Annotated in this window: 12 protein-coding genes; 6 read left to right on the top strand and 6 right to left on the bottom strand. The window is 68.9% G+C overall.

Annotation, left to right across the window (positions count from 1 at the left end):
- Positions 1 to 189, bottom strand: a 189-nt coding sequence (locus tag ACSQ3D_RS16440; RefSeq protein ID WP_436127625.1) for a hypothetical protein, incomplete at its 3' end; no start/stop codon positions are given.
- On the opposite strand from ACSQ3D_RS16440, the gene ACSQ3D_RS16435 reads away from it, so the two are divergent.
- Positions 188 to 5029 (top strand): PAS domain S-box protein, encoded by a 4842-nt coding sequence (locus ACSQ3D_RS16435; RefSeq protein ID WP_436127624.1) that lies wholly within the window; start codon positions 188 to 190, stop codon positions 5027 to 5029. The two genes, ACSQ3D_RS16440 and ACSQ3D_RS16435, sit on opposite strands and share 2 nt — an antisense overlap.
- Positions 5030 to 5062: 33 nt before the next feature.
- The gene (locus tag ACSQ3D_RS16430) at positions 5063 to 6193 is read left to right on the top strand and encodes a two-component system response regulator (protein WP_396504106.1); all 1131 of its coding nucleotides are present in this window, start codon (positions 5063 to 5065) and stop codon (positions 6191 to 6193) included.
- Positions 6194 to 6321: 128 nt separating this feature from the next.
- Here the strand turns inward: ACSQ3D_RS16430 and ACSQ3D_RS16425 are convergent, their stop codons facing one another.
- Positions 6322 to 7299 carry an inositol monophosphatase family protein gene (locus ACSQ3D_RS16425; RefSeq protein WP_436127623.1) on the bottom strand — a complete coding sequence of 326 codons (978 nt, stop codon included), beginning with the start codon at positions 7297 to 7299 and terminating at the stop codon, positions 6322 to 6324.
- 183 nt (positions 7300 to 7482) lie between these two features.
- On the opposite strand from ACSQ3D_RS16425, the gene ACSQ3D_RS16420 reads away from it, so the two are divergent.
- Both ACSQ3D_RS16420 and cysE read left to right on the top strand, forming a co-directional pair.
- Positions 7483 to 8265, top strand: a complete 783-nt coding sequence (locus ACSQ3D_RS16420) for an RNA methyltransferase (RefSeq protein ID WP_436127622.1) — start codon at positions 7483 to 7485, stop codon at positions 8263 to 8265.
- Positions 8266 to 8300: 35 nt separating this feature from the next.
- Positions 8301 to 9083, top strand: coding sequence for a serine O-acetyltransferase (cysE, locus tag ACSQ3D_RS16415; protein WP_436127621.1), 783 nt, complete (start codon positions 8301 to 8303; stop codon positions 9081 to 9083).
- Positions 9084 to 9310: 227 nt separating this feature from the next.
- On the opposite strand, the gene mog is transcribed toward cysE, so the two are convergent.
- Together mog and yjgA are read right to left on the bottom strand one after the other, a co-directional pair.
- Positions 9311 to 9916, bottom strand: a complete 606-nt coding sequence (gene mog / locus ACSQ3D_RS16410; protein ID WP_436127630.1) for a molybdopterin adenylyltransferase — start codon at positions 9914 to 9916, stop codon at positions 9311 to 9313.
- 13 nt (positions 9917 to 9929) lie between these two features.
- Positions 9930 to 10616, bottom strand: a complete 687-nt coding sequence (gene yjgA, locus ACSQ3D_RS16405; RefSeq protein ID WP_396504109.1) for a ribosome biogenesis factor YjgA — start codon at positions 10614 to 10616, stop codon at positions 9930 to 9932.
- 64 nt (positions 10617 to 10680) lie between these two features.
- Here yjgA and pmbA point away from each other — a divergent pair, with 64 nt between their 5' ends.
- Positions 10681 to 12114, top strand: a complete 1434-nt coding sequence (gene pmbA, locus ACSQ3D_RS16400) for a metalloprotease PmbA (RefSeq protein ID WP_436127620.1) — start codon at positions 10681 to 10683, stop codon at positions 12112 to 12114.
- A gap of 128 nt (positions 12115 to 12242) precedes the next feature.
- On the opposite strand, the gene ACSQ3D_RS16395 is transcribed toward pmbA, so the two are convergent.
- Entirely contained in the window at positions 12243 to 13592 is a 1350-nt protein-coding gene (locus ACSQ3D_RS16395; protein WP_436127619.1) for a PLP-dependent aminotransferase family protein, read from the bottom strand.
- Between the two features lie 154 nt (positions 13593 to 13746).
- On the opposite strand from ACSQ3D_RS16395, the gene ACSQ3D_RS16390 reads away from it, so the two are divergent.
- Entirely contained in the window at positions 13747 to 14376 is a 630-nt protein-coding gene (locus ACSQ3D_RS16390; RefSeq protein ID WP_436127618.1) for a DJ-1/PfpI family protein, read from the top strand.
- Positions 14377 to 14388: 12 nt separating this feature from the next.
- On the opposite strand, the gene ACSQ3D_RS16385 is transcribed toward ACSQ3D_RS16390, so the two are convergent.
- A complete protein-coding gene (locus tag ACSQ3D_RS16385; protein ID WP_436127617.1) occupies positions 14389 to 15483 on the bottom strand; it encodes a tartrate dehydrogenase in 1095 nt (364 codons plus the stop codon).
- Between the last annotated feature and the right edge of the window lie 11 nt (positions 15484 to 15494).

Raw genomic sequence — 15494 nt, 5'->3', positions numbered from 1 at the left:
CGGGCCGGTGGAGGACATCGATGCCTTTTTGTTTGCCACACGCTGAGACTGCGCAGCGCACACCAGGGCGATGGCGGGCTTGTGCGCCGGGCGCCGGCTCGCACGGCGGCTGGGGATCACCCCGCCGTGGTGCGCATCCACCAGCGGCCAGGGGCCCGGTGTGAAGCGCGCGGGCGGAGGTGTCGGCATGTTCCTGGACAAGGTGCTCGATAGCAATGCCCCCGGCAAGCGGGGCCTGGCCCTGGTGGCCGTGCTGGCCATGTTCGGCGCGTGGCTGGTGGTGCAGGGCGTGGTGCACTGGCGCGCGGGCGAGCGCGACGACGACCGCTCCCGCCAGCTGCAGCAGACCTCCGACCTGCTGATCAGCCAGACCACCGGCGGCAGCATGCTCGGGGCGGTGTCGCTGCTGGGCCTGAGCGAGCCGCTGCTCAAGGACATGGCCACCGGCAAGCTCCCGCCCGACCACCCGGAAGCGCTGGCCAGGCTGGGCGTTGCGCGCGGGAGGTTCCTGGTGCATGGCGTGTACGTGATGTCGGTCGACGGGACGGTGGTGGCCCACGAGACGGCCGGCGCCCGCTCCACCGGCATCAACCTGGGTTTCAGGCCGTATTTCCAGCAGGCGGTGGAGGGTGCGGTCAGCGTCTACGCCGCCATCGGAAGCAACTCGCAGGAGCGCGGCCTGTACTACGCCGCCCCCCTGTACGACCGCGATACGCCGGCCAGCTCCATCATCGGGGTGGTGATGTTCAAGGTGGGCTTCGAGGCGGTGGATGAGTTGCTCAGGCGCTCCGAGCTGCCTTCGGTGCTGCTGTCTCCACAAGGCGTGGCGTTTGCGTCCACCCGGCCCGAGTGGCAGTTTGCGGTGGCGCCGCCGCTCACGCAGGCGCGCATCGATGCGATCCGGGCCACGCGCCAGTTCGGCCATCTTTTCGAGAACGGCGTGGCGTCCGCGCTGCCGTTCTCCACCGACGCGAAGGAGGTGCAGCTCAACGGCGTGACCTATGCGCTCAGCCGCAGCAGCATCGACTGGAAGGACCCGGGCGGCCCCTGGCAGCTGGTGGTGCTGGACGACATCAGCGCGCTGATGTCGCCCACGCAGCGCATCCAGGTCGGCGGCGCCACGTTCGTGCTGCTGTTCCTGCTGGGCCTGCTGCTGCTCGATCTGTTGCGCAGCCGTGCGCGCGTGGCGGCGGCTCTGGAGCGCTTTCGGCTGCTGGGCGCGGCGCTGCAGAGCAGCCCGGTGTCGGTGGTGATCACCGACGGGGACGGGCGCATCGACTGGGTCAACACGCAGTACGAGCGCAACACGGGCTATTCGCTGGCCGAGGTGCGGGGCAAGAAGCCGTCCATCGTGGCCAGCGGCCAGACGCCCGCGCAGACCTACCAGGCGATGTGGTCCACGCTGCTGTCAGGCCGCTCGTGGCAGGGGCATTTCGTGAACCGCCGCCGGGACGGCAGCACCTACCACGACGAGGCCACGCTGTCGCCAGTGCTCGACGAGAACGGCAAGCGCATCGGCATCGTGGGCCTGCATGAAGACGTCTCCGAGCGCATCCAGTCGCACAAGGAACTGGAGCGGCGCGAACGCCTGCTCAACGAGCTGCTGGAGCAGCAGACCGCCATCTTCGACAACGCCCCGCCCATCCTGCTGGTGTGCGACGGGCACTTCCGGCAGTTCAACCCGTCCTTCGTGGAGCTGATGGGCGGCGAGGCGTCGGAGCTGCTGGGCATGGGCATGTCGCGGCTGTTCGGCACGCCCGCGGGTGCCGAGCAGTTCTTCGCGCGCGTGGGGCCGGGCCTGGCCGCGGGCGAGGCGCTGCGCGAGACGGCCACCTTGAGCCGCCTGGACGGCAGCAGCTTCGAGGCACGCCTGGCGGGACGCAGCCTGCAGATGGAAGGCTTCAAGGCCGCGTCGATCTGGGTGATCGAGGACGTGAGCGAGCAGCGGCGCGCCGAGCTGGCCGTGCAGCAGGCCCGCGACCGCCTGGAGATGGCGCAGGAGGCCGGCAAGATCGGCGTGTTCGACATCGACCTGATGACCGACCAGGTGCTGTGGAGCGAAAAGCTGGTGTCCATGCTGGGCCTGCCGCCGGGCGACCAGTTGCGCAGCCGGCACGACTGGACGGAGCGCCTGCACCCCGAGGACCGCGACCGCGCCCTGGCGTACTTTGCGCAGTGCCTGGCCAGCGGCAACACGGACCTGCGCGACTCGTGGCGCATCGTGCGGCCCGACGGCGAGGTGCGCTGGTTCCTGTCGGCCGCGCGCATCTTCCGCGATGCGGCCGGCCAGGCCGTGCGGGTGGTGGGCGTCAACGTGGACATCCACGACCAGAAGCTGCTGGAGGCCCAGGTGGCCGAGCAGCTCGACTTCCAGCAGGCGCTCATCGACGCGATCCCGGTGCCGCTGTTCTACAAGGGGGCGGACGGCCGCTACATCGGCTTCAACCGCGCCTACGAGCAGTCGTTCGGCGTGCAGCGCGAGACCCTGATCGGCAAGACGGTGATGGACCTGACCTTCCTGCCCCAGAGCGAGCGCGCGCAGTTCGACGATGACGCACAGGAGGCGCTGCACGGCGTGCAGTCGGTGCACAAGGAGGTGGACATGCCGTATGCCGACGGCAAGATCCACCACACGCTGTTCTGGCTGCATGGCTTCTCGCGCCCGGACGGCTCGCCGGGCGGCGCCATCGGCACCTTCGTCGACATCACCGACCGCCAGCGCGCCGAGGAGGACCTGCGCCGCGCCAAGGAGCTGGCCGAGGAGTCCACCGCGCTCAAGTCGAACTTCCTGGCCAACATGAGCCACGAGATCCGCACGCCCATGAACGCGATCATCGGCATGTCGCACCTGGCGCTCAAGTCGGGCCTGTCACCCCGCCAGCACGACTACGTGAGCAAGATCCAGCAGGCCGGCCAGCACCTCTTGGGCGTGATCAACGACATCCTCGACTTTTCCAAGATCGAGGCGGGCAAGCTCACGGTCGAAAAACAGCCCTTCGTGCTCGACCGCATGCTCGAGAGCGTCTCGGACGTGGTGGGCTACAAGGCGGGCGCCAAGGGGCTGGAGCTGGTGTGCGACGTGGCCTGCGACGTGCCGCCCAACCTGGTGGGCGATTCGCTGCGGCTGGGGCAGATCCTCATCAACTTCGCCAACAACGCCATCAAGTTCACCGACGCCGGCGAGATCAGCATTGCCGTGCGGCTGCTGGAGGCAGCGGGCCACCGCGTCATGCTGCGCTTTGAAGTGCGCGACACCGGCATCGGCCTCACGCCCGAGCAGATGGGCCGGCTGTTCCAGAGCTTTCAGCAGGCCGACACCTCCACCACCCGCCGCTACGGCGGCACGGGCCTGGGCCTGGCGATCTGCAAGAGCCTGGCCGAGCTGATGGGCGGCGAGGTCGGGGCCGAGAGCACGTTCGGCAAAGGCTCCACGTTCTGGGTGTCGCTGCCGCTGGAGCGGGGCGCGCCGGCCCGCGTGCTGCTGCCGCCGCCCGACCTGCGCGGGCGCCGCGTGCTGGTGGTGGACGACAACCAGACCGCGGCCACCGTGCTGTCCGACATGCTGCTGGCCATGGGGTTCGAGGTGGACCAGGCCCATTCCGGGCTGGAGGCGCTGGAGCGCCTGCGCGAGTCGATGGCGCAGCGCCGCCCGTTCGGCCTGCTGCTGCTCGACTGGCACATGCCGGGCATGGACGGCGTGGAGCTGGCGGGCCACATCCGCGGCCTGGGCATGGCCGAGGTGCCCAAGATGCTGATGATCACCGCCTACGGCCGCGAGGACGTGATGCGCGCAGCGCGCTCCCAGGGCATCGAGACGGTGCTCATCAAGCCGGTCAACGCATCGCTGCTGTTCGACACGCTGATGCAGCCCCAGGAGCATTCCACCTTCAGTGCGCGCCGCCTGGTCACCCCGGCGCCCGCCGCCGAAGAGCTGCCGCTGGCGATCCGCGGCGCCTGGGTGCTGCTGGTGGAGGACAACGAACTCAACCAGATGGTGGCGGTCGAGCTGCTGCAGGAAGCGGGCTTTGCGGTGGATGTGGCGGAGAACGGCCAGGCCGCCATCCAGTGCATCGAACGCAAGGCCTACGACGTGGTGCTGATGGACATGCAGATGCCCATCATGGACGGCGAGACCGCCACGCGCCAGCTGCGCAGCAACCCGCGCTTTGCCCGCCTGCCCATCGTGGCCATGACCGCCAACGCCATGGAGGCCGACCGCCAGCGCTGCTTTGCCGCGGGCATGAACGACCATGTGGCCAAGCCCATCGAACCGGCCGCGCTGTGGGCGGCGCTGACCCGCTGGATACGGCCGCGCCCCGGCCTGGGCCAGGCGCCGTCACCGGAGGCGGTGGCCGACGGCCTGCAGGACCCGGCGGCCGCCTTGCCCGCCGACGCCGCACCCGTACCGCCGCCCGCGGTGCCCGGGCTGGACACGGCCCTGGGCCTGCAGCGCGCCCTGGGCAAGCCTGGGCTCTATGCCGAGATGCTGCGCCGCTTCGCGCAGGGGCAGGCCACGGTGCTGGAGGACGTGCAGCAGGCCCTGGCCGTGGGCGACGTGGTGCTGGCCGAGCGGCTGGCCCACACCCTGCGCTCGGTGGCGGCCAACATCGGTGCGCAGGGGGTGGCCGACCAGGCCCAGCTGCTGGAGCAGGCGCTGCGCAGCGGCCAGCGGGGCGACGGCGTGACCGGCGCGCTGGTGCCACTGGCCACGGCCCTGCAGCCGCTGCTGCAGGCGCTGCAGGCCTGGGCGCAGCAGGCGGTGGCGCCACGCCCTGCGGCCAGCACACCGGCAGCGGTTGGGGGCGTTCCTGCGCTGTCTGCGGGAGATGCCCTACAGCGATTTCGCACGCTGCTGGAGCAGGATGACCCTGCAGCGACCGAGTTTTTGCAACACAATGTCTCTGTGCTGAAGTCCGTGTTGGGACCGGCCTTCGCGCACGTGGAGGTTCACACCCTCAACTTCGACTTCGAGCAGGCCTTGGGGGCGATGGCGACGGTGCCGCGCCCCGAACACCCCGCTGCCCTTTGACACCGGGCAGAGCACTACGCAGGACCCGACTCCATGGACCACGCGCCTTTTGCCCCCCAGCAATCCGCACTCGTCGACAAGCCGATCGCGACGGTGCTGGTGGTGGACGACACGCCCGACAACCTCACCCTGATGGGCAGCCTGCTGCGCGAGCACTATCTGGTGAAGGTGGCCAACCATGGCGAGAAGGCGCTGAAGATCGCGCAGTCGAGCACGCCGCCCGATCTGATCCTGCTGGACATCATGATGCCGGAGATCGACGGCTACGAGGTCTGCCGCCGCCTGAAGGCCGCGCCCGCCACGCGCGACATCCCGGTGATCTTCCTGACCGCGCGCTCGGACCCCAACGACGAGCGCATGGGCCTGGCGCTGGGGGCGGTGGACTACATCACCAAGCCCATCAGCCCGCCCATCCTGCTGGCGCGGGTGAACACGCATCTGGCCCTGAAGGCCACGGCCGACTTCCTTCGCGACAAGAGCTCGTACCTGGAGCGCGAGGTGGCCATGCGCACGCTGGAGGTGCAGGCCATCCAGGACGTGACCATCATGGCCATGACCTCGCTGGCCGAGACGCGCGACAACGAGACCGGCAACCACATCCGCCGCACGCAGCTGTATGTGAAGACGCTGGCGGAGCGGCTGCGCAACCACCCGCGCTTCGAGCATGCGCTGACCGACCGCATGATCGAGCTGCTGTACAAGTCGGCGCCGCTGCACGATATCGGCAAGATCGGCATCCCGGACGCCATCCTGCTCAAGCCGGGCAAGCTCACGGTCGAAGAGTTCGAGATCATGAAGACCCACACCACGCTGGGCCGCAACGCCATCCAGGAGGCCGAGCGCCGCCTGGGCATGCGCGTGGCGTTTCTCAGCGTGTCCAAGGAGATCGCTTACAGCCACCAGGAGAAGTGGGACGGCTCGGGCTACCCCGAGGGCCTCAAGGGCGAAGAGATCCCGGTGTCGGCCCGCCTGATGGCCGTGGCGGACGTGTACGACGCACTGATCAGCAAGCGTGTCTACAAGCCCGCGTTCTCCCACGACCAGGCCTGCAACACCATCGTGCGGGGCAAGGGCACGCATTTCGACCCGGACATGGTGGATGCGTTCGTGGACATCGCGGAGGACTTCCGCAACATCGCCCAGAAGTATCCGGACCCGGGCTGAAGGCTGACGTTAGACGTTAGACCTTCGACGGCTGACCGCTGCGGGCTGCGGAGCGCCACCGGGGCGGTAGGCCCCGGGCGCTGGCGCCCGACCAGCGTCCTCAGGCCTCCCGGCTCACAACACCGGCATCAGAACGGCGCGTCGTCGCCCTTGGCGCTGCGGTCCTTGCCTGCGGTGCTGTCCTCGTGGTCTTCATCCGCATCGTCCGCTGCGGCGGGCTCTTGCGCATCGACCGGATCGGCACCGCTGCCGCCGTCCGCCAACGCGGCCTGGCGCACTGCGGCCTTGTCGCCAGCGCCGGCGAACTTGCTGTACTTGCCCAGGATGGGCACCAGTTGGCCGTAGATGCGCGGGTTGCCGGCCAGGCACTCGCGCTGCTCCAGAAAGTCCGCCTCGCCCGTGAAGTTGCCCACCAGGCCGCCGGCCTCGGTCACCAGCAGCGAGCCCGCAGCCACGTCCCAGATCGACAGGCCGGTCTCGAAGAAGCCGTCGGTGAAGCCCGCGGCCACATAGGCCAGGTCCAGCGCGGCGGCACCGGGGCGGCGCAGGCCGGCGGTGCGCTGCATCACGTCGGCCATCATGTTCAGGTAGCTCTTGAAGTTGTCGCCCGGGCGGAAGGGGAAGCCGGTGGAGATCAGGCAGTCCTTGAGCTGGGTGCGCTTGCTCACGCGGATGCGGCGCTCGTTCAGGTAGGCGCCGCGGCCCTTGGTGGCGGTGAACAGGTCGTTGCGGCTCGGGTCGTACACGACGGCCTGCTCGACCTTGCCCCTCACGGCCAGCGCGATGCTGACGCAGTAGACGGGAAAGCCGTGGATGAAGTTGGTGGTGCCGTCCAGCGGGTCGATGATCCAGACGAATTCCGAATCCTTGGCGCCGTATTCCGTGCCCGACTCTTCGGCCAGGATGCCGTGGCCGGGGTAGGCCGTGAGCAGGGTCTCGATGATGATCTTCTCGGACGCGTGGTCCACTTCGGTCACGAAGTCGTTGATCTGCTTTTGCGAGATCCGCACCGATTCCACGTCCAGGGCCGCGCGGTTGATGATGGCGCCGGCGGCGCGTGCAGCCTTGATGGCCACGTTGAGCATGGGGTGCAGATTGGACGACATAAATTGTGGTGGTGAGCAGGGCGCCCCGGCACGAAAGAGCGTGGCGGCCTGCGAATCATGAGCGGGTCGGCCCGTCCCGGCGATGCGGGCGGCGACAATGAGGGCGGGATTTTACCCGGACCGCCTTTTTTTGCCTAACGCACGGCTTTTCCGCGCCGTTGCGCTCCAACCCGTTCCTGCGCCATGAAGACCCGTTTTGTCCTGATCAACACCAGCCACGCCGGCAATGTGGGCGCCGCCGCCCGCGCCATGAAGACCATGGGCTTCGACGATCTGGTGCTGGTGGCGCCACGCTGGGCCAACGTGCTGCGGCGCGAGGAAACCATCCAGCGCGCCAGCGGCGCCCTGGACGTGCTGAACAACGCGCGCATCGTCGCCACGCTGGACGAGGCGCTCGACGGCATCAGCCACCTGTGCGCCACTGCCATGACCCCGCGCGACTTCGGCCCGCCCACGGCGGCGCCCCGGGATCACTTCGAGACGCTCCTGAAAAGTGAGCTGGCGGCGCAGTCTGGACAAGCGCCAGATGCCGATCTGGTGTCCACCGCCGGCGGACAGGCTGGCGTGGCCTTTCTCTTTGGCTCCGAGCGCTTCGGCATGGCCAACGAGGACGTCTACCGCTGCCATGTGGCGCTCTCCATCCCGACCAACCCCGGCTTCGGCTCGCTCAACCTGGGCGCGGCCATCCAGGTCATCGCCTACGAATGGCGCCTGGCGCTGGGCGGCTTTGCGGTGCAGGACGCCACCACCGAGCGCAGCCTGGCCGACGCCGCCCAGGTGGCCGGCATGCTGGGCCACTGGGAGCAGGCGCTCACGGCCATCGGCTTCCTGGACCCGGCCGCACCCAAGAAGCTCATGCCGCGCCTTAACCAGCTTTTCAATCGCGCGCAGCTCAGCCCCGAAGAAATCCACATCCTGCGAGGTGTCGCCAAAGCCATGATCGAGGCCGGCGGGGCAAAACGATAGACTGTGCGGCCATAAACTCATAACCAGAAGAACCGATGCTCGCCCGACTGCGCTCCGATATCCAGTGCATCCTCGACCGCGATCCTGCCGCGCGCAGCACGTGGGAGGTGATCACCTGTTATCCGGGCTTGCACGCGATCTGGCTGCACCGGCCCGCGCACTGGTGCTGGAACAACGGCCTCAAGTGGCCGGGGCGCTTCATCTCGCACTTCGCGCGCTGGTCCACGGGTATCGAGATCCACCCCGGCGCCAAGATCGGCGAGCGGGTGTTCTTCGACCATGCCATGGGCGTGGTGGTGGGCGAGACCGCAGAGATCGGCGACGGCTGCACCATCTACCAGGGCGTGACGCTGGGCGGCACCTCGCTGTACAAGGGCGCCAAGCGCCACCCCACGCTCGGCCGCGACGTGGTGGTGAGCGCGGGCGCCAAGGTGCTGGGTGGCTTCGAGGTGGGCGACGGCGCCAAGATCGGCAGCAACGCCGTGGTGATCAAGCCCGTGCCGCCGGGCGCCACGGCCGTGGGCATTCCGGCCCGCATCATCCCGTCCAAGGCGGGCGAGAGCGCCGACGTCACCGAACCCCAGCAGGCCCGCAAGTTCACGGCCTACGGCATCACGCAGGAAGACGACCCGCTCTCGCAGGCCATGCGCGGACTGATCGACAACGCCTCGTCGCAGGAGCACCAGATCGCGCTGCTGTGGCAGGCCATCGAGAAGCTGTCGGCTTCATCGCAGCAGGCCAGGGACTGCGTACCGTGCGATGCGGCGATCAAGGAGCAGTTCGAGGCCGGCAAGTTCAACGAGCTGGTGGGCAAGTAGGCGCGGCCAAACCACCGCGACGCATTGGCACGGTTTGCTATTGAAAATATAGCTGCCAGCGCTTTCTTATCAAGCGGTAGCAGCTATTTTTCTTCGAATGACCTGGCTTGCAACAACCCACTGAGCCGTTCACGCTGAGCTTGTCGAAGCGCAGCGCAGGGCTTCGACACGCTCAGCCCGAACGGTGGGCGTAGTTCAAAAATGCCGACACATCAATGTGCCGAAACTCAGGCCTGGCGCGGCGCCCGCACCGCGCTTTTGGGTCGGAACGCCTTGCACACCGCATCGTGCGTTTCCAGGTACGGCCCGCCGATCAGGTCGATGCAGTAGGGCACGGCCGCGAAGATGCCGGGCACGATCTGTCCGCCCTCGGCGTCCTTCAGGCCTTCCAGCGTCTCGGCGATCGCCTTGGGCTGGCCGGGCAGGTTGATGATCAGGCTCTGGCCGCGGATCACCGCCACCTGGCGCGAGAGGATGGCCGTGGGGACGAACTTCAGGCTGATCTGGCGCATCTGCTCGCCAAAGCCCGGCATCTCCTTGTGCGCCACGGCCAGCGTGCCCTCGGGCGTCACGTCGCGCAGTGCGGGGCCAGTGCCGCCGGTGGTGAGCACCAGGTGGCAACCCGCCGTGTCCACCAGCTCGATCAGCGTGGCGCTGATGCGCTCCTGCTCGTCGGGGATCAGGCGCGGCTCGAAGGTGATGGGGTTGTGCAGCGCGCGGGCCAGCCAGTCCTGCAGGGCCGGCAGGCCCTTGTCTTCATACACACCGATGCTGGCGCGGTCGCTGACCGAGACGATGCCGATGCGCACGGCATCGTGCAGCGCGCCGCCCATGCCTGTGGGGGTGTCAGTCATTACCGTCCTCGTCGCCGTCTTCGTCCAGGTCGCCGTGGTCATCGGCGTCGCCGGCGCCGCCGCCCAGGTGCTCGCGCACCAGCTGGAACAGCTCGCGGTACGCGCGGCCCTTGCGCGGCGCCAGGCCTTGGGAGACCTGGACATTGGCCTCCTTGCCTGCGGGCTGGGCATCCTTGCGCGCCTGGCGGATCAGGGCGCGCAGCTGCTGCGTGTCGGTGCCGGGGTGCTCGTCCATCCACTGGGGCAGGGCGTCGTCGTCGGCGATCAGGCGGTCGCGCCACTGCTCGGCCAGGTGCAGGGCCAGCTTGTCGGAGGCCGAGCCGGTGCGCTGCACTTCCAGCGCCTGGCGGGCGGCATCCACCAGTTGGGGCTCGAGCTTGCGCATGAGCTTGCCCACAAACTGCATCTGGCGGCGCTTGCCCTCGAAGTTGGTGATGCGCTTGGCTTCGTTGATGGCATCCACCAGCTTGTCGGGCAGCCCCACGTTGTTGAACAGGTCGGCGCGCAGGCCCAGCAGTTCCTTGCCCAGATCCTGAAGTTCATCGCTCTCGCGCTTCATATCCGTGCGGCTGGCATCCGGCGTGCCTTTGAGTTCGGCCTTGAGTTGAATGTCCAGTTCGCTGCCTTCGGCAACGAACTGGCCTCTCACAAAGTAGCCTTTTTTGGGTTTGCGTGACATGGGGTGGGGGCAAATGGGAGGTGGCGCAGCGCGCGCCACAGCGGCAAGTATCATAGCCGTCGCTATGAACAAACCCTCCCAAAGCGCCGCGCGCGCGCCTGGCGCTGCTGCCGCAGCCACCGCACCCCGCACTCCCGACTCGGGCTTCAGCTACAGCCGCCCCTTCTTTGAAGAGCTGGTGGACCGCGCCCTGGCGCACGCCAAGAAGCTGGGCGCCACCGATGCCGGCGCCGAAGCGTCCGAAGGCTGCGGCCTGTCGGTCAGCGTGCGCAAGGGCGAACTCGAGAACGTCGAACGCAACCGCGACAAGTCGCTGGGCGTGACCGTCTACCTCGGCAACCGCCGCGGCAATGCCAGCACGTCCGACTTCTCCACCAAGGCCATCGAGCAGACCGTGCAGGCGGCGTACGACATCGCCCGCTTCACGGCCGAAGACCCGGTGGCGGGCCTGCCCGATGCCGACGACATCGCGCCCACCGACACCCACCGCGACCTGGACCTGTTCCACCCCTGGGCCGTCGACAGCGAGCAGGCGGCCCAGATGGCCATGGAATGCGAGGCCGCGGCGCTCAAGACCCACCGGCGCATCACCAACAGCGAAGGTGCGGGCGTGTCGGCGCAGCAAAGCCATTTCTTCAGCGCCCACACGCGCGGCTTTCGGGGCGGCTATGCCAGCTCGCGCCACAGCTTCTCGGTGGCACCCATCGCATCGCTGCCCGGCCGCAATGCCGAGATGCAACGCGACGCCTGGTACAGCTCCATGCGCGACGCGGCCGAGCTGGCCTCGCCCGAGGCCGTGGGCCGCTACGCCGCGCAGCGCGCGCTGAGCCGCCTGGGCAGCCGCAAGATCCCCACCACGCAGTGCCCGGTGCTGTTCGAATCCACGCTGGCCGCGGGCCTGCTGGGCGGCTTCGTGCAGGCCGTGAGCGGCGGCTCGCTGTACCGCAAGAGCAGCTTTCTGCTCGACTCGCTGGGCAAGATGGTGTTCCCCAAGCACATCGACATCGCCGAAGACCCGTTCGTGCTGCGCGGCAAGGGCAGCTCTCCGTTCGACGAAGAAGGCGTGCGCGTGGCGCCGCGCAAGGTGGTGCAGGGCGGGCGCGTGCAGGGCTACTTCCTGTCGAGCTACTCGGCGCGCAAGCTGGGCATGAAGACCACGGGCAACGCCGGTGGCTCGCACAACCCGACGCTGACGTCGCGCCTGACGCAACCGGGCGACGACCTCGATGCCATGCTGCAAAAGCTGGGCACCGGCCTGTTCGTGGTCGAGCTCATGGGCCAGGGCGTGAACTACGTGACGGGCGACTATTCGCGCGGCGCGAGCGGCTTCTGGGTCGAAAACGGCCGCATCGCCTTCCCCGTGCACGAGATCACCATCGCGGGCAACCTCAAGGACATGCTCAAGGGCATCGAGGCCGTGGGGGCGGATGTGTACAACTACGGCGCCAAGTCGGTGGGCTCGGTGCTGGTGAACCGGATGAAGGTGGCGGGCAGCTGATGCCTATGCGTTGATGCGTCCATGCACCGCCGTGCCGGCGAGTCCGGCGCCACGGTGCTTTCGCCAAAGACCCAAGGCTCCCGCACCTGCCGGAGCCTTCTTTCATGGCCGCCCATGGTCAGGGCGCGTCAGCGGTCCGTGAGGTCAGCGACCACGCTGCGCACCGTTTGCAACGCAGTGCGCAGTTGCTCGTGCGCTACCGAGCCGAGTGCCAGCCGTATCGCGTGGGGCACCTGGCGCGAGGTGGCGAACGGCTCGGCGGTGGAAACGGAAACGCCGCTCTTCAGCAGCGCCGCCGCCACGCGGTCGGCGCGCACGCCCTCGGGCAGGGGCAGCCAGCTGAAGTACGACGCAGGGTGGCCCACCAGCGGCAGCCCGGCCAGCACCTTGCGCGCGATGGCTTGCCGCACCGTGGCGTCACGGCGCTTTTCTGCCTCCAGCCGGCGCACGGTGCCGTCCTGCAGCCAGCCGCAGGCCAGGGCAGTGACCACGCCCGCCGTGTTCCAGGTGGTGGTGCGGATGGCGCGCTGCAGCAGCGGTGCCCACTGCGGCGGCGCGGCCGTGAACCCGAAGCGCAGCCCGGTGGCCACGCTCTTAGACAGGCCGGACACGTACACCGTGGATTCGGGGGCGACGGTGGCCAGGGGCGCGGGCGCATCCTTGGCCAGAAAGGCATATGCCGCATCCTCGATGGCCACCAGGCCCTGCTGGCGCACGATGGCCGCCAGGTCCTGCCGCCACTGCGCGCTGCAGACCCAGCCCAGCGGGTTGTGCAGGGTGGGCATGGTGTAGATGGCCTTCACACGCCGCCGGGCGCACAGGCGCCGCAGCGCGTCCAGGTCGGGGCCCTCGGTGCCGTTTGCCGCGGCGGGCAGCGGCGCCAGCGTGAGGTGCAGCATGCCGGCCAGCGCCTTGAACCCAGGGTAGGTGAGCGCGTCCACCGCCACCACGTCGCCGGGCTGCAGCAGCGCCATGCAGGCCACGGCCAGGCCGTGCTGGGCGCCGTCCACGATCAGCACCTGGGCGGGGTCCACCACCAGGCCGCGTGCGCTGGCCAGGTGCTGGGCCACGCATGCGCGCTCGTGCTGGCGGCCCCCGTGCGGGGCGTAGCGCAGCAGCGCCTCCAGGTCGCCGCCCGCCGCCAGCCGGCGCAGGCCGCTGGCCAGCAGGCGGGCCTGTCCGGGCAGTGACGGGTAGTTGAAGTTCAGGTCCATCACCCCGGCGGCGACGGCCTGCTGGTCCACGGCCTGGCCCGCGGAGACGGGGGCCTCGCGCACAAAGGTGCCGCGGCCCACTTCGCCGCTGGCCAGGCCCAGGGCCTGCAGCTCGGCATAGACCCGCGTGGCCGTGGTCAGTGCGATGCCGTGCTGGCGCGCCAGCTGGCGGTGCGTGGGCAGGCGGGTGCCGGGCGGCAGACGACCCGCGCGAATCTGTGCAGCGAGGTCGTCCACGACGGGTTGGAACAAGGGCTGGGTCATGGGGCGCGGGGGTGTGTTCCAGGGCGGTACGCGATAGGGCGGGACGTGGCTGCGGGATGTACTCAGGACAATTTTTTGATTGTATGGGGCAGCTTGCCTACGATGAACTCTGTTCTTCAACCCCACCCCACACGCCCGCTGCGGCGCACCTGCCATGCACATTGCCATCCTGACCTTCGACGGTTTCAACGAACTCGACTCGCTCATCGCGCTGGGCATCCTGCACCGCATCAAGCGCCCGGGCTGGCGCGTGAGCCTGTGCTGCCCCACGCCGGAGGTCACGTCGATGAACGGCGTGACGGTGCGCGCGCAGTCCCATCTGGCGGACGCCCGCACGGCCGATGCCGTCATCGTGGGCAGCGGCGTGCGCACGCGCGAGGTGGTGGAAGACGCAGCGCTGATGGCCCAGCTGTCGCTGGACCCTGCGCGCCAGCTGATCGCGGCGCAGTGCTCGGGCACGCTGGTGCTGGCCCGGCTGGGGCTGCTGGGGGCGGTACCCGCGTGCACCGACCTCTCCACCAGGCCCTGGGTGCAAGCCGCGGGCGTGAACGTGCTGAACCAGCCGTTCTACGCGGAGGGCAACGTGGCCACTGCGGGCGGCTGCCTGGCATCGCCTTACCTGGCCGCCTGGATCATCGCCCGCTCGGAGGGCCTGGAGGCCGCCACGGCCGCGCTGCACTACGTGGCCCCGGTGGGCGAGAAGGAGGCCTATGTGGCCAACGCGCTGAGGTACCTGGGGCCTTACCTGCCCGAGCACCAGGGTGCGCGAGCGGTGGTGGCCTGAGCCTGATCGATTTCAGCCCCGGGCAATCAATGCTGCAATGGCCTCGCCGATCTGCGTGGTGTTGGCGCTGCCGCCCAGGTCCGGCGTGCGCGGTCCGCTCTTGAGCACTTCTTCGATCGCGCCCACGATGGCGTCGTGCGCCGCGCGGCCCGCGCCCTGGCCCTGGGTGAGGAAGTCCAGCATCAGCGCGCCGGACCAGATCATGGCGATGGGGTTGGCGATGTTCTGGCCGTAGATGTCGGGCGCCGAGCCGTGCACGGGCTCGAACAGGCTGGGGAAATTGCGCTCGGGGTTCAGGTTGGCGGAGGGCGCCAGGCCGATGGTGCCGGTGGTGGCGGGGCCCAGGTCGCTCAGGATGTCGCCGAACAGGTTGGTGGCGGCCACCACGTCGAAGCGGCCGGGCTGCAGCACGAAGCGGGCGGTGAGGATGTCGATGTGCTGCTTGTCCAGCTTGACGTCGGGGTAGGCCTTGGCGACGTCGTCGGCGCGCTGGTCCCACCAGGGCATGCTGATGGCGATGCCGTTGCTCTTGGTGGCCAGGGTCACGTGCTTCTTGGGGCGGCTCTGGGCCAGGTCGAACGCGAACTTGAGCAGGCGGTTGGCGCCGTGGCGCGAGTAGACCGACTCCTGGATCGCGATCTCGCGGTCGGTGCCCTCGTACATGATGCCGCCGAGCGATGTGTACTCGCCTTCGGTGTTCTCGCGCACCACGTAGTAGTCGATGTCGCCGGGCTTGCGGCCGGCCAGGGGGCAGGGCACGCCTTCGAACAGGCGCACGGGGCGCAGGTTGATGTACTGGTCGAACTCGCGGCGGAACTTGAGCAGCGAGCCCCACAGCGACACGTGGTCCGGCACGGTGGCAGGCCAGCCGACCGCGCCGAAGAAGATCGCGTCCATGCCCGACAGCTGCGCTTTCCAGTCGTCGGGCATCATTTTTCCGTGGGCGGCGTAGTAGTCGCAGCTGGCCCAATCGATGGTGGTGGTCTCAAGCTGGATGCCGAAGCGCTGGGCGGCGGCCTGCACCGCGCGCAGGCCTTCGGGCATGACTTCCTTGCCGATGCCGTCGCCAGGGATGACGGCGATCTTGTAGGTGGGGTTGGTGCTCATGCGGATTCCTT

This window comes from Acidovorax sp. LjRoot117 (assembly GCF_964252695.1).
Classification (GTDB): Bacteria; Pseudomonadota; Gammaproteobacteria; order Burkholderiales; family Burkholderiaceae_C; genus Acidovorax.
This window is presented reverse-complemented; position numbering and strand designations above follow the sequence as displayed.

Coding starts and splice junctions, on each gene's coding strand:
- ACSQ3D_RS16435 (WP_436127624.1), top strand. CDS start 188: ATGTTCCTGGACAAGGTGCTCGATAGCAATGCCCCCGGCAAGCGGGGC.
- ACSQ3D_RS16430 (WP_396504106.1), top strand. CDS start 5,063: ATGGACCACGCGCCTTTTGCCCCCCAGCAATCCGCACTCGTCGACAAG.
- ACSQ3D_RS16425 (WP_436127623.1), bottom strand. CDS start 7,299: ATGTCGTCCAATCTGCACCCCATGCTCAACGTGGCCATCAAGGCTGCA.
- ACSQ3D_RS16420 (WP_436127622.1), top strand. CDS start 7,483: ATGAAGACCCGTTTTGTCCTGATCAACACCAGCCACGCCGGCAATGTG.
- cysE (WP_436127621.1), top strand. CDS start 8,301: ATGCTCGCCCGACTGCGCTCCGATATCCAGTGCATCCTCGACCGCGAT.
- mog (WP_436127630.1), bottom strand. CDS start 9,916: ATGGGCGGCGCGCTGCACGATGCCGTGCGCATCGGCATCGTCTCGGTC.
- yjgA (WP_396504109.1), bottom strand. CDS start 10,616: ATGTCACGCAAACCCAAAAAAGGCTACTTTGTGAGAGGCCAGTTCGTT.
- pmbA (WP_436127620.1), top strand. CDS start 10,681: ATGAACAAACCCTCCCAAAGCGCCGCGCGCGCGCCTGGCGCTGCTGCC.
- ACSQ3D_RS16395 (WP_436127619.1), bottom strand. CDS start 13,592: ATGACCCAGCCCTTGTTCCAACCCGTCGTGGACGACCTCGCTGCACAG.
- ACSQ3D_RS16390 (WP_436127618.1), top strand. CDS start 13,747: ATGCACATTGCCATCCTGACCTTCGACGGTTTCAACGAACTCGACTCG.
- ACSQ3D_RS16385 (WP_436127617.1), bottom strand. CDS start 15,483: ATGAGCACCAACCCCACCTACAAGATCGCCGTCATCCCTGGCGACGGC.